This window comes from Phycisphaerae bacterium (assembly GCA_019636475.1).
Lineage (GTDB): Bacteria > Planctomycetota > Phycisphaerae > UBA1845 > UTPLA1 > JADJRI01.
In genome coordinates this window covers 117,317-131,751 of record JAHBXN010000007.1, presented here as the reverse complement: position 1 = coordinate 131,751, position 14,435 = coordinate 117,317, and the positions used below count along the sequence as shown (strand labels likewise).

Genomic DNA, 14,435 nt, shown 5'->3' with positions numbered 1-14,435 from the left:
TCACATTGAGATCGGAATGGACCTCGGTGATTGCGAAACAGCTAGATGCGTGCGAACGGCTGCCGACGTTTCGTGTTTATTCCATCTCAATCAATAGCGATACGAAGGCACTGAGGTCGTCGAGATCTGCGGTGGTTGAATAGTCGAAATCGGCCGCGCAGATTTCGTCGGGAGTTCCGCCGTTGGTAAGCACATCGGTAAAGCCCTGGACGTCGCCTGCGTTAACGAGTCCGTCGTTGTTCATATCGCCCTTGATTCGCGGGCAATAGGTGACACCGAGCAGTAACGCCGCGAACGGACCGACATCAAGTTGGTCAACAACTCCGGAATCGTCGATATCTGCGGCGCATCGTTCAACGAAGGAGCCGCCGTTCAACAGCACCGAGACGAATGCGGCAATATCAGCGCCGTCCACGAGCCCGTCGCCGTTGACGTCTCCCCTGGTGCAGATGCTTTGCTGGACATCGCCCGTGACGGCGAGCGCGAAGCCCTGTGTGCCGAGATTGACGGCGGCTCCGACGACGTCGATCGCCCAGACGCCGGTGGTGGGATTCGACAGGTGGACCTGTTCCGTGTTATTCAATGAATCGGCTGGTCCCCCGGGCACGGATTCGATGCCCTCGAAGCTGTTTCCCGTGTACGACACCTCGGACGGGTCGATGACGACCAGATTCAGATTGTTAACAGGGGTGAAAGCGGCCGCGACAGACGCGGGGGCGTCGGACCATACGAGCGTGACCTTCAGCCGCTCGGATGATGACATGACGTTGACATAGAATCTCTGCGTTTCGCCGGTTGAAAGGCCCTCGGCATGGCGGACATCGTGCACAATGAGTTTCCGATCGTCGCCGGCAAAATAGAGGGCTCGGTCCATGATTGCGCGACCCCAGCCTTCGTGGGTGCCCAGGTATCCCGCAAATCCGGACATGTCGACGGCCGAATTGAGAATGACCGCCTTGATGAGTGCGCCGGACGGCTCGAAAGCATCGAGGACATTCGCGGCGCCACCGGGATAGAACCCATCGATAAAGTACTGTCGAGTGAGCGAGGCAAAACCGGACATCGCGGGTGTCGCCCAGGACGTGGCGCAGGTCCGGTCTATCTCGGAGCATGCGGTGTTGACGTTTGCGGAGGTGGGGCAGCCCGAGACCCAGACTTCCGGTTTCTGTCGGCCGTCGGTGGTGGGTCCACGTGCGCCGCTTCCGTGGTTATTCTGGTTCGGCGGTTCATTGGCGGCGGCGACGGCGAGACAGTTTTTGGCGTTTTCAGGTGAGCGGATGGAGCCGGGCAGGCTTGCTGATCCGCCGTTCATGATCGCCACCAGGACGAGATTCTCCTCATAATCGTGCGCGAACTGGTCAATATCGGCGCACCACGCGTTGTAGGTTGTGTCGGTCGAACTTCCCCAACTGTTGGAATGAATGCGCGCGCCAAGGTCGTATGCGAACTGGAGGCGCTCATCGACATTGGTCGACGTGACGAGTCCGGCATAGTGCTGCATGACGATTCTGGATTTGTACGCCATGCCTCTGAAATTGGCGGAGGTTCCGGATAGATCGTCACCGGCGAGTGTGCAGCCGGCATGGGTGCCGTGGTATCCGAATCCACCGGGAATGACCTGGCCATTCGCCACGACGTAGGCCAGCAGCTTGCGATGCGCCGGTCCTGGCGCTACGAGATCGTCAAACGCACAGTGGGATTCGTCGAGCCCCCAATCGATGAGGCCGATGATCTGATCTTCTCCATGCAGTCCGGCGTTCCAGAGGGGTGTCGAGCCGGGGATATCGCTCTGAATGACCCATGTGGTCATCGAGTTTCTGGGTTCGCCTTCGGGCGTCTCGGCGATAAAGAGCACGTCGGGAATATCGGCCAGGCCATCAATTCTGTCCGATGCGATGTCGAATTCGAGCTTGCAGCGATCCGGTGTGGGAAGCACTTCGTTGATCGCGAGGGCCTGGGTTTCGATGATTCTGGCCGCCTGAGTCAGATCGGCGCCGCGCATGAGGCTGACCGAAAGCCGCTTTTCGCCGCGATCGTTCATCGCACGCCTGTCTGCGTCCTGATAAGCTTTTGCCTTTGGAATTTCCGGCGAGATTCGCCACTGCCGCTCGTATTCGCCGAGCCATCGAACGAACGAAAGCCCACGGAGTGCCGCGGCGTTGATGGTGACGCCGCGGACGATGTATGCGTTCATCGGAACGTAGTCGAGGAGTTCAAGGCCGGTTTCCGCGAGCGCGGCCCGACGGTCGCGCGTCATGGGGCCATCAAGCTGCAAGACGTAGTACTTATTCGGGTCGAATCGGGTATTGAGATTGTCGAGAAGCGACGGGGCGGTGGCGAGATCCACGTTTCCGGCCGCGAGATAGAGCGCGTGAGGGTTTGAACCGAGCGTTTCATCGCGAACGGTTTCAGACGAAATGGCCGGCGGCACCACCTGTGCGCTGAATGAAAGAAGCATCGCGATGGCGATGCCGACAGTGATCATCGTTTTGTTGCCTCCGTCAACTGATCCGCATGTTTTTTTCGGCCGCCGTTCGCCGCGGGGATCTGGGTCGGTACATTGGGGTAAGGATCTCAATCGAATTTTGAGCCGCTCTGGTCTTCATCTCGATAGATATCACTCAATCGGGCGGAGTGTTCGAGCCAATCAGCGGATTTCCCATGAGTGTGCGTTCGGACCCGGTCGGTCGGGACGGGGATTTCCGTGTCGCTCGCGTGCGGGCTTCGGGGAAAGTCCGGTTTATCCTGATATTTTAGCAATGCGCGCTCCAGTAAGTATATGTTACGGGACCCGATAATTCGCGTCCGAGGCAGGCGATATTCGTCGGCTGGGTGGGTGAGCACCTTTCGGCCGGCCGTAATCGGGAGCGGCGGGCCGTGGAAAAGGATTGGCCGAGCTACGCCCGGCAAACGGCTGTGAGCGGGGGTAAATCCACCGATCCGAATCACGGGAATCTGGCGCGATGATGCCGATAATTAATGGGTGCGCGTGCACACACGGACACGGCTTGCGCAGCCGGGCAACCAGTTGGCCGCCAGTTCTGCGGGGCGATACATTGAGCTTGAGAGATCTCAGAATGGCGTATCTTCGATGGCTGGTCGCGCCGTTGGTTCGGTTGGCGGGTCCGCGTGTCGCTACGAAGTTCGCAGCACGACTTGGGACAGGCTTATTCGACCTGAACCCTCCCGGACGCGAGCGCGCCATGAAGCGAGTCCTTTCGGCGTTTGGCGAAGCGTTTTCCGTTGCATGTCAGGAAAGGTCGAATGCCATCGATCCAAACCAGCTAGCGCTTCGGATCAGTCGAGAAAGCTACGAACACTTCGCGAGATTCTGGGCCGAGTGCCTATTTGTCGCGAAGCGGCTGGACGCTCAAGGCTGGCGCGAGTTTGTCCGGATTGAGTCGAGCGATGAGGAACGCCTTCGAGCGGTTTCCGCTCGCGGTTGTGTCGTCGTGGTGGGCTATCACGGGAACATCGCCGCCGCGGCGTGCGCGCTGGGGAACCTGCTCGGCGGATTGGAAGTGGTTTCCGATTTGAGTGGCCGTCCCGAAATTCGAATCTGGGAACGGGAGATTCGGTCACTGTCGCACGTACGTTTGATTGATCGGAGCGATGCCGCCCGAGTTCTTCCGGATGTGCTTGCGCAGCGAAAGTCGGTCATGATTGTCGCGGAGAACGAGCGGCCGGGCGGTCGGGGTCATCGAGTTCGGTTCATGGGCCGACACTTCGCGGCGCGTCCGACGATCGAGCGGCTGTGCCGGTGGTTCGACGTGCCGGCAGCCGTCGTGACGTGTCCGCGCGGCCCGGGTGCGTTCGAGTTTCATTTGCGAGTGCACAAGCTAATCACGATTGCGCCGAGCGATTCCGACGACTCGTTCATGTTGCGGGTCCTTGGCGAGCTTGAGAAGGGAATGATGCTGGCCCCTGAACAGTATCTGTGGGGGATGGCGGCTATGGAAGATGCCCGGAGGCATCGCGGCGCGGGATCATCGTTGTACGGCAGTGGCGAGGCAAGCCCGATTGGGGCCGCAGGGTGATTCCCAATCAGGAATCCGGGCACGGCTGGCAGGTCGAATTGCTGCGGCGAGCGTTTGTCTGCTCGGGTGCGCAGAATCAATGGTGGTTTGACGTCTCATTCTGTTACCCCTAGCATCTATTTTCTGTCAGTCATGCGGATTGGGAGGCAATCGAGCGGTGCTTAGCAAAGACCTGTTGGACATCCTGGTATGTCCGGCTTGCAAGAAGCCGGTGGAGTGGCGCGAACCCGAACCGGGGGATGACGTTCAGGGACGGCTGGTGTGCACGGGCTGCGGCTTGCGGTTTCCCGTACGCGATGACATTCCGATCATGTTGATTGATGAGGCGGCGCCGTCGAAATAGTTGCTCCGGCCGGTCGAATAGCAGGTGGCGGCCCGAGCACTGTCGGCCTGCGTAAAGGTGTTTTCAGCGGGAATGTTCGCGATCATCTCCGATATCCACTCGAATCTGGAGGCACTGCGCACAGTGCTTGCGGACATTGAGCGCCGCAGTATCAAGACGATTTACTGTCTTGGCGACATCGTGGGTTACGGCCCTGATCCGGGGCCATGTCTTGATCTGGTGGCGGAGCACGCCACGCTAAGCCTGTGCGGCAATCACGATCACGCGGTTTACTATGAGCCGACGAATTTCAATGTCAGTGCAGAGCGAGCGGCGTTCTGGACCCGGGCCAGCCTGGAGGATGAGCCGGAAGCCGAACGGCGCAACCGGCGATGGCGATTCCTGGGCGGCTTGAATCCTCGCGAGGAGCTAAACGGCTTTTTGTTTGTACATGGCTCTCCGCGGAAACCGATCAACGAGTATCTTTTTCCTGATGATGTTTACACGGCGCCTCAGAAGCTGCTCGCAAATTTCGACCGGATGGAGAAGCTGACGTGCTTTTGTGGACATACCCATGTGCCGGGAGTATTCGTGGATGATCCGTATTTTGAGACTCCCGACGAGATGGGTGATGAGCACAAGTATACGATCGGCGAGGAACGGGTCATTATCAACGTCGGATCGGTGGGCCAGCCTCGAGATCGTGATCCGCGAGCGGCCTACGTCGTCGTTGATGGCAACGAGGTGGAGTTTGTCCGAGTCGATTACAACATCGACGTGACGGCGAAACGAATTCGTGATAACCCCTTTCTGGACGACTTTCTCGGCCAGCGCTTGTACGAAGGAAAATAGGCCGATCGGAAGTTTGGCGAACGACACTTAAAAGACACCGCAGGACGATTGCCACTCATGCCCGGCGGACGACACGCGACATTTTCCCATACGGACCCAACTGATTATGGATGCACAAACCAAGAGGACGATGGCGGCGACAGCGCTTTGCTTGTTGCTCCTCTTCGGCTGGATCAAGATTCAGCAGATTTACAATCCTCCCGCTCCCAGCAAGCCTGCGCCGACCAGCGCGTCGACTGAAGAACCGCCGGCTAGCGCTTTCAATCCAGACGGTTCCGCCGCAGCAAGCACGGCACCTTCGATTGGAACGACGCCGCCCACGCCGACGGTGAGCGGCGGTTTGGAGTATGTCCTCGAGGGCGGAACGTCAACCGAGCCCATCGTTCTCGGCGACGATCGGCAGGACAACAAGCGCGCACAGTTTGTCAATCCTTATCGCCTCAGCGTCGTGATATCGCCGGTGGGGGCATCGGTCGAGGAAGTGCGGCTTTCGGAGCATCGTTCCCATGTCGCGCGGAACCGGAAAAATCCGGACCACGCTCCGTATGTGCTCCTGCAGCCCGTGAAGGATCCGATCACAGGCGATGTCTATCGATCTTTCGTGACGGAATCCTTGCGCCTCGTCGAAGACAAGAAGGATGTTTCGCTCGGATCAGCGGTCTGGACGGCTGCAAAGAGCCGCGACGAGAAGGGCGAGACCGCGACCCTGACGACCATCGTGAAGTTAGGCAGCCAGCCGGTCCTTCGATTGACGAAGACTTTCCGGGTCGAGAAGGAATCGCCGCTGGTCATCGTAACGCATGAAATCGAGAACCTTGGTCCGAAGGCGTCGAGCGTTCGGCTGACGCAAACCGGGCCGACGGGGTTGATGCGAGAGGATCAGCGTTACGACATGGTCCGCGCGATGTTCGCGATCGTTGATGTCGATGGCCGGTCGCGCAAAGGTACGATCGTCACGCGTGACGAAGTGTATGGTCTTGCGGAGCACCGGCGCGACTTTGTTCCGACCGAAGGCAGCCAGTTTCTCTGGGCTTCGGTCAGCAACAAGTATTACACTTGTATCGTCGCACCGCGCCCGGTGGAGTCTTCGGAAACCAGGCGGGCAGGATATCTTGATCAGCTCTATGCCGTGACGCGGGTTGGCGAACCGAAGTATGACCGCGATCTGACGGTCAAGCAGGTCTTCGCTCCCCAAGAGGCGATTGCTCCCGGCGGGAAGGTGACCATTGTCGCCGATGCGTACTGCGGTCCGAAGAGTGATCGCGCATTTAGTCAACTGCCGCTGGCCAAGACGCTGAACTTTGGTCTGACGATGTCGCCGGATCGATCCATGTGCACATTCGATGTGCTGAACGTGGCAATGTTGTGGCTGCTGACCCACATTCACGATCTGATCGGCAACTACGGTATAGCGATCATCCTTCTGGTTATCATTGTCCGGGCGATTCTGCATCCGATCAGCAAGCGGGGGCAGATCAACATGATGCGCATGCAGAAGAACATGGCGCGCATCAAGCCCAAGCTCGACGTGATTCAGGAACAGTTCAAGAACGATAAGCAGAAGCTGAGCGAAGAGACGATGAAGCTCTATCGCGAGGAAGGTGTCAATCCTGCGGCGTCGATGATGGGTTGCCTTCCGATGTTCCTCCAGATGCCGATCTGGGTCGCGCTGTACACGACGCTGAATACGACGGTCGACCTCCGCCATGCGCCTTTCTTCGGCTACATACGCGATTTGTCGGCGCCGGACGCGCTGATTTCCTTTGGCGGCGAGTACCACATCCCGCTGATATCCACGCTCATGGGCGGTGCGATTTCATCGTTCAATCTGCTGCCGATCATCATGACGCTGCTGATGTACGGCCAGCAGAAGCTGACTCAGAAGCTGACGAAGCCGGACAAGCCGCCTGCGCCCAAGCTCGACAAGGACGGTCGGCCGCTGCCGGATACGATGGCGCAGCAGCAGAAGATGATGAACTTCATGATGATTTTCATGGGGTTCATTTTCTACAATATGCCGAGCGGACTGTGTCTTTACATTCTTTGCAGCAGTCTGTTCGGCATGATCGAACAGTGGTACATCCGCAAGCACATCAAGGAAAAGGAAGTGCGCGGTGAGTTCGAACCGGCGGCGAGTCCGGCCGGCGCAGCGCCGAAGCCCGGGGGGGGCTGGTTGGCGAGAAAGCTGGCGGAGATGCAGAAGCTTGCCGAGCAACAGCGCCTGGCTCAGGCGAAAGGGCAGACCCCGAACGGCAAGCGCAAGAAGAGCCGATTCTAGGCAGACGCGGCCGGTGCGAATCACAAACGCTCGGTCACGCTCTTGCCCTGCATGAAGAGTTGCAGGTAGTCACGGCCGCCGGCCTTGCTGTCCGTGCCGGACATGTTGAACCCGCCGAACGGCTGCACGTCCACCAGCGCGCCAGTGCATTTGCGATTGAAGTATAGATTGCCCACGTGGAATTCATGCCGCGCTCGTTCGAGGTGCACTCGGTCGTTCGAGTAGATTGCGCCGGTCAGTCCATATTCCGTTCCGTTGGCGATCTCCAGCAACTCGTCGATCCCGCGACCTTTGATCACGGCCAGCACGGGGCCGAAAATCTCCTCCTGGGCCAGACGTGCATCCGGTTTGATGCCGGTCACAATTGTCGGCTGAATGAAAAGCCCGCTGATGCCGGACTTGGCGCCGGCGCCTTTGGGCTTTGCGTATTCGGCGGCGCGCCGGCCGGCGACGAGCGTGCCTTCTTTTTCGCCGATTTCAATGTAGCTGATGATTTTTTCGTAGGCGGCCGTGTCGATAACGGCGCCCATACTGAAATTCTCGGCAGTCGTCGGATTTCCGACCGTCAATTTCTTCGTGCGTTCCGTGACCTTCGAGAGAAGGGCATCGTGAACGGATTCATCAACGATGAGCCGGCTACACGCGGAGCATTTCTGCCCCTGGAACCCGAATGCCGCAGCGACGACGCCTTCGGCGGCGGCATCAAGGTCGGCGCGATCGGTCACGACGATGCAGTCCTTCCCACCCATTTCAAGAATGGTCCGCTTGAGCCAGACCTGGCCGGGCTGGACCTTAGCCGCGCGTTCGAAAATGCGCAGGCCGACTTCGCGCGAACCGGTGAATGCGATGAACCGGGTTCGCGGATGATCAACGATCGTGTCGCCAATCTCGGAACCTGATCCCGGGCAGAAATTGACAACGCCCGGCGGCAGCATGCATTCGTCGCAAAGAATCTCCAGGAACTTCGCGGCGATCACCGGCGCGGTGCTCGCGGGTTTGAGCACGACGGTGTTGCCTGTCACGATGGCGGCCGTCGTCATGCCAGCCATGATTGCGAGCGGAAAGTTCCACGGAGGGATAATCGCGCCGACACCGAGAGGGATGTATCGCAATTCGTTTTCCTCGCCGTCGAAGGGAGTGACTGGTTGGGCACCTCCAAGCCGCATCATCTCGCGGCCGTAGAATTCGAGGAAATCGATGCATTCGCAGGCATCGGCGTAGGCTTCGATCCAGCTCTTCGACTCTTCGTACACCATCCATGCGGAGAATTCATAGACGCGACGGCGCAGGATGGCCGCAGCGCGAAGCAGATATCTCGCCCGCACATCGGGATCGACACGTGACCAGCTTTTGAATGCACTTTCGGCCGCGGCAACTGCCTGCCGCGCGTGCTCCGCATCGGCTTTGGCGACATATCCGATGACCTGGTCGGTTCTGGCGGGGTTGTAGGATTCGATCTTCGAGTGGGTATCGATCCGCTGCGATCCGATCCGAAGCGGGTACGAGCGCCCAAGCTGCGATTCGACCATCTTGAGTGCGTCGAGCATCTTCTGACGCGGCTCCGGTTCGGCAAAGTTGACGTAGGGCTCTGGTCGATAGGTGGTGAGCATCTTCGAATCCCTCACTGGTGTCGCGCAGCGGCGGCTGGGCCTTTCCGGGGTGCGGAAGCACAGTGATCGATGGCGATTGCTTTCCGGAGTCGGCCTTCGAGCGTCGGCTCCATTCGACGCCGCGATCGATTTATCTTTTCGACGGGAGTATAGCCGAAGCCGGAAAGGCTGCGAAGCGTGGCCGGTCGTCGTGAGCGGCGTGTAGAGGACTATTCTACCGACTGGCTGGTGGGGGCGGCGGTCGGGTCAGTCCCGAGTGCGGGAGTTTTCGGTGTGGCCGGGGTGTCAGTCGCGTGTGCCGTCGATGTCTCAGAGTATCCGGCGGTCTGCGAATCGGGACTGGAAGTCGATTCTTCAGAGAGCGGACGACCGAACTCCTGCACCCAATAGACGCCATGATCGCCGCCAATTTTCACGGCAACACCGATTTCCGTGAAAACCGGATCGAGGATGTTGGCCCGGTGTTTGGGCGAGTTCATCAGCGCGATCATAGCTTCCTTGACCGTTGCCTGACGCGCCGCGAGGTTTTCGCCAATCTGGAAGAAGGGATACCCGAAATCAATCGCGCGTTCGACCACTGTAGAGCCGTCGTATGGATCGTAATGGTCGAAGAAGTGGCCATCGACGAGGCGACAGGCGTAGAAGTCGGCGATTTGCATCAATGTGCCATTCTGGCGAAGCGGCTTCAATTCGCGCTTGGCGCGCTCGGAATTGATCGCGTCAATCATGTCGCGGGTGAGGGATTCGGGTTCGGATGGATTGGCGCACGCCTGGCCGGCAATCAGTGACGTTGTGAAGCCTGAGGCCGGATCATTGGTATTGGCGGAGCGCGCAGCGTCGTTGGGCTCATAGCATCCGGCGGCGAGCGCGGCCGCAAGAACACTCGGCAGTCCGACCAAACGCATTGGATTTTGATATCGGACTCGGCGCAAGCCTCGGATCCTCCCGCCAGCGGGGTAACTCGTTCGGTCAAAGATCTAGTGACGACGATCTTAAGTCTACTCTTCCAATTTAGGTCGGGCAATCCGGCAGCAGCCTTGAATTATAGGCCCGTTGCCGTGGCCAGCCGATCAGGCCGCTCTCTTACTCTTGAAACGGTGAAAAGTCGGAATGAGTTCACTGAAATATCAGGGGAATGGAATTGGCATTCTGCGTGCATGGAATTTTCGGTAGGCTGCCGCTGGGCCACCGCGTAACACTGATCGAACTCGTGGTCGGCAAAATCACGCGGCTGCGGAACGCTAGTCCCGAGATTGACTGGAGTTACAATCGTTCCGTAACTGCGGGGAGCAGACATGGCAGTGAATGATTGGAATTCACGAGGCGCGGATTGACGAACTGCCGCAACAGCGATGGCCAGACTTTCGCCGGGCTCCGATTCCGGATGGTCGAGACTCAGATCGTCGGGCGAGGCATCTCCGATCCGAATGTGATCGCCGCAATGAAGGCGATTCCGCGCGAGTGTTTTGTTCCGATTTCGCAGGTGGATCATGCCTACGAAGATCGGGCAGTCGGCACGGAATTGGGACAGACGATCTCTCAGCCATACATTGTCGCATTGATGACTGAGCTTCTGGCGGTCAGGCCTCATCACCGGGTCCTGGAAATCGGCACCGGAACGGGCTACCAGACCGCAGTTCTGGCTCGGATCGCTTGTCGTGTGTATTCGATCGAGCGTCTGAGGGCATTGTCGGATGCGGCGGAACGCCGCCTCGCAGAAATGGGTGTCGAAAATGTGGAACTGTGCGTGGGCGACGGCAGTGCCGGCTGGCCGGAGGCGGCGCCTTTTGACCGCATCATGGTGACGGCAGCCGCTCCGCGTGTTCCGTCGATTCTGGTTGACGAATTGTCGGAATGCGGTCGCCTGGTGGTGCCGGTTGGTGAGGGGGACGCACAGATTCTAACGGTTATTCACAAGGTGGGGGGGCGGATTATTGAACACCCTTCGCTGGCGGTACGTTTTGTCAAACTGATCGGCGAATTCGGATTCCCTGAACCGGGCTGAGACTACAATTCCTAACTTGCGGAATCCTGCGGATTCGCGGACGATGACCGTTCTGATTGGCCATGAGAACACCCCTCAGAAGCCCGTATGGGTCAGATAGATTCCCACCTGAAAGGAAGATTGATGAGCAAAAGACTGGCCGCCGGGTCCCTACGGCGAAATCGGTGCGCGATGTACCTGTTGGCGGTGTTGTCGCTGCTTGCGACTGGACAGGTTCGCGCTCAGGCCAATCCGGAAATGAGCCCGGATGATTTGAAGAAGGCCGAAGACCTTCGGGAAGATCTGCGTCGAATGATCGAGCTGGCGCGCGATCAGGTATTTCCGGCACTCGTGAACATCCGGGTTTCGACGGTTGATTACTGGGGTGGTAAGAAACATAAGGGCGCGGCGACGGGCAGTGGCACGATCATTTCAACCGAAGGGTATGTGCTGACGAATCAGCATGTCACGGATACTGGCAAGAAGTTCAAATGCACACTCGCGGACAAGCAGGAGGTCACCGCTACGATGGTCGGTGAGGATCCACTGACCGATCTTGCCGTCATCAAGCTGGATTTGTCGGAACTCAAGAGCCCTTCAACGCCGCTGCCCGTTGCGCGGTTCGGGAACTCGGACGAGTTGGCGGTCGGTGATTATGTCATGGCGATGGGATCGCCATTTTCGTTGTCCCGGTCGGTGACACTTGGCATCGTGTCGAACAATACGCGTGTGTTCACCGGACGCGGATCGGGCGAGGAAGTCGAGGAAATGGAACTCGATTCGGGGCAGCGGACCGGATTGTTCACGCGCTGGATTCAACACGATGCGTTGATTCATCCCGGCAACAGCGGCGGTCCGCTCGTTAATCTCAAGGGCGAGATCATCGGCGTGAATGAACTGGGCGGCAGCGGAATGGGATTCGCGATTCCGAGCAACCTCGCACGCCAGGTGGCGGACTCCCTGATTAAGTATGGCGAAGTGCCACGAAGCTGGATCGGCGTGAGTTTCAAGCCGATCGCGAAAACCGGGTATGACCGCGGCGTCCTCGTCAACTCGGTGTTTGAGAGCGGCCCGGCCGCCAAGGCCGGAATCGAACCGGGTGACGTGATACTTCGCATCGATGGCGAAGCACTCACGATCCGTTTCGCGGAAGAAGTTCCGCCGCTCTTGAAGCGATTGGCGGATGTGCCGATCGGATCGCAGATGAAGGTGTCGTTCTTGCGGAAGGACGAAGTTCACGAGGTGACCCTGACGACCGAGAAGCTGCTGAAGGATCGTGGACAACAGACGTCGCTGCGTTCGTTCGGGATCACGGTTTCAGAGATTACGCCGCGTATGGCGCTCTCGCTTCGGCGGCCGAATACGAAGGGCGTCATGGTCAATGGGACGCGTTCGGGCGGACCCGCGGATCTGGCGGAGCCATCGCTGCGCTTCGGCGACGTGGTGATTCGCGTTGAGAATGACGAAATCGACAATCTTGAGGGCATGGTCAAGGCCTACGAGAAAATCATGAAGATGGAATCGACGCCGGAGTATGTGCTGATCGAGTTTGATCGCGGCGGGAAGAACCATCTGACCGTAATCAAGCCGAAGCCGGAAGAGCCGGATGATCCTCCGCGAGACATTCGCAAGGCGTGGATCGGCATCGCAACGCAGCCGATCATCGAGAAACTGGCGAAAAAGCTGGGGCATCCGGATCAGCCCGGCTTCCGGGTGACCCGGGTTTATCCTCTGACGAAAGCGGCCGAATCCGACCTGCGCGTCGGTGATATCATAGTGGCACTGAATGGCGAGAAGCTTAAGATCAAGGGGATGCAGGACGCGGGATTGCTTGCACGGCTCATCAAGCGGCTGGATCCTGACGGCAAAGTGACTCTCAAGGTCGTTCGGGGCGACGAGACGCTGGATGTCGAGGTGAAGCTGGAGCCGACCAAGTATGGACCGAGTGAAGCGCTGCGGCTGACGAACAAGGACTTCGAAATCACAATCCGCAACATCACATTCTTTGACCGGGATGAGAATCAATGGGACAAGGACGTGCAGGGTGTGATCGTGGAGCAGGTGGAGAGCGGCGGCTGGGCCAGCATGGGCGGTGTCCAGCCGAACGATCTGATTCAGCAGATCAACGAGTACCCCGTGAAGAGTCGCACGAGTTTTCGGCGGGCGATGGAGGCCATCGCGAAAGAGCAGCCGGAGCGCGTCGTGTTTCTGGTTTTGCGGGGCGTGCAGACCCGATTTCAATTCGTCGAGCCGGAGTGGAAACCGGCGATCGATGTCAAGGACGCAGCCGATTCAGGAAGCGCGGTCGGTGAGGCGGGAGGATCCAGCGCGAACGACAACGAGTCGGAGTAAGGAGTTTAATTCGGATGATTCAATCAAGGCGTATTCGTTTCTTCGCGCTGGCCGGTTTGACTGTAATGGCACTGGGTGGCGCGTCGGCAGCCGCCGATACCAAGGGACTTTATAAGCAATTGGCGGACCAATTGTCCCATGCGCTGGTGACGGTCAAGTTCGTGTTGAAAGTTCAGGGTCCGTCGGGCCCTCAGGAAATCGAGCGTGAGTTCACCGCGTTGATGATTGAAAAGAATGGGTTGGTGCTCTGTTCCAGTGTTCAACTTGGAACGTCGCGGATTTTCCGTGCGCGCGGCGGACAGGTCACGCCGACAGACATCAAAGTTCTCATCGGCGACGATACCGAGGGCGTGCCGGCCCGATTGCTGACGAACGATCCGGAACTTGATCTGTCGTGGGTGCAGATCAAGAAACCGGATGAACAGGGCTACAAGTTTCTGGATCTGAGCAAGTCGAAAGTCGTGACCTTGGGCGACCGGCTGCTGTCGGCTCGGCGTATGGATAAGTTCTTTGATCGGGCCATCGTGTTGAACGAAGGGCTCCTCGGTGGCATCACGAAAAAGCCTCGTGAATTGCTGATCCCGACCGCTTCATTGGAGTTTGGCCAGACCAATATCGGGATGCCGGTTTTCGCTGAAGACGGCTCAGTCGTGGGTGTGTCGGTGTTGCAATCGCCCGATCCGGAGGACATGGATGCCAGCTCGCGCGGCAGCGCTGACGTGCTGATCCTGCCGGTGGCCGAGGTGGTGAAGGCGACGGAGAAGGCGAAGACGACCGCGCCGGCCGCGGAGGAAGAGGAGGACGAGGCGTCAGGCGACAGCGACAAGTCCGCCACGAAGCCGGATACGAACGATAAGTCGAAAAGCTCTCATGAAGAGAGCGATGAATAGGCTGCGGCTGAATTCGATTTTCCAGCCATGAACCGCGGCATCGTTACCACGTCAAATCTCTCGACGTAGTGACGATGCCGCTTTTTTTGACGGCATGAAGCCTCGCAGGA

At 58.7% G+C, this 14,435-nt stretch carries 10 protein-coding genes; 7 read left to right on the top strand and 3 right to left on the bottom strand.

Going from position 1 to position 14,435, the window contains the following annotated elements; all coding sequences use genetic code 11:
• Positions 1-76: 76 nt before the first annotated feature.
• Positions 77-2,485: a S8 family serine peptidase gene (locus tag KF841_12590; protein ID MBX3396193.1), complete on the bottom strand. Its 2,409-nt coding sequence runs from the start codon at positions 2,483-2,485 to the stop codon at positions 77-79.
• 577 nt (positions 2,486-3,062) lie between these two features.
• Here KF841_12590 and KF841_12585 point away from each other — a divergent pair.
• From KF841_12585 to yidC, 4 genes are all read left to right on the top strand, one after another.
• Complete coding sequence (locus KF841_12585; protein MBX3396192.1) at positions 3,063-4,037, top strand: hypothetical protein; 975 nt, start codon at positions 3,063-3,065, stop codon at positions 4,035-4,037.
• A gap of 157 nt (positions 4,038-4,194) precedes the next feature.
• Positions 4,195-4,380 (top strand): Trm112 family protein, encoded by a 186-nt coding sequence (locus KF841_12580; protein ID MBX3396191.1) that lies wholly within the window; start codon positions 4,195-4,197, stop codon positions 4,378-4,380.
• Positions 4,381-4,452: 72 nt separating this feature from the next.
• On the top strand, positions 4,453-5,211 hold the full coding sequence (locus KF841_12575) for a metallophosphoesterase family protein (GenBank protein ID MBX3396190.1): 759 nt from the start codon (positions 4,453-4,455) through the stop codon (positions 5,209-5,211).
• A gap of 106 nt (positions 5,212-5,317) precedes the next feature.
• The gene (yidC, locus tag KF841_12570) at positions 5,318-7,489 is read left to right on the top strand and encodes a membrane protein insertase YidC (GenBank protein ID MBX3396189.1); all 2,172 of its coding nucleotides are present in this window, start codon (positions 5,318-5,320) and stop codon (positions 7,487-7,489) included.
• A 20-nt stretch (positions 7,490-7,509) separates the two neighbouring features.
• Here yidC and pruA read toward each other — a convergent pair whose 3' ends face one another.
• Both pruA and KF841_12560 read right to left on the bottom strand, forming a co-directional pair.
• Entirely contained in the window at positions 7,510-9,099 is a 1,590-nt protein-coding gene (pruA, locus tag KF841_12565) for an L-glutamate gamma-semialdehyde dehydrogenase (GenBank protein MBX3396188.1), read from the bottom strand.
• Positions 9,100-9,308: 209 nt separating this feature from the next.
• The gene (locus KF841_12560; GenBank protein MBX3396187.1) at positions 9,309-10,004 is read right to left on the bottom strand and encodes a CAP domain-containing protein; all 696 of its coding nucleotides are present in this window, start codon (positions 10,002-10,004) and stop codon (positions 9,309-9,311) included.
• 479 nt (positions 10,005-10,483) lie between these two features.
• Between KF841_12560 and KF841_12555 the strand changes: the two genes are divergently transcribed.
• The 3 genes from KF841_12555 to KF841_12545 all read left to right on the top strand — a co-directional run bounded on the left by KF841_12555 (position 10,484) and on the right by KF841_12545 (position 14,325).
• Positions 10,484-11,104, top strand: a complete 621-nt coding sequence (locus KF841_12555; GenBank protein MBX3396186.1) for a protein-L-isoaspartate(D-aspartate) O-methyltransferase — start codon at positions 10,484-10,486, stop codon at positions 11,102-11,104.
• Between the two features lie 123 nt (positions 11,105-11,227).
• Positions 11,228-13,435: a PDZ domain-containing protein gene (locus KF841_12550; GenBank protein MBX3396185.1), complete on the top strand. Its 2,208-nt coding sequence runs from the start codon at positions 11,228-11,230 to the stop codon at positions 13,433-13,435.
• Between the two features lie 14 nt (positions 13,436-13,449).
• The gene (locus KF841_12545) at positions 13,450-14,325 is read left to right on the top strand and encodes a trypsin-like peptidase domain-containing protein (GenBank protein ID MBX3396184.1); all 876 of its coding nucleotides are present in this window, start codon (positions 13,450-13,452) and stop codon (positions 14,323-14,325) included.
• Positions 14,326-14,435 lie beyond the last annotated feature (110 nt).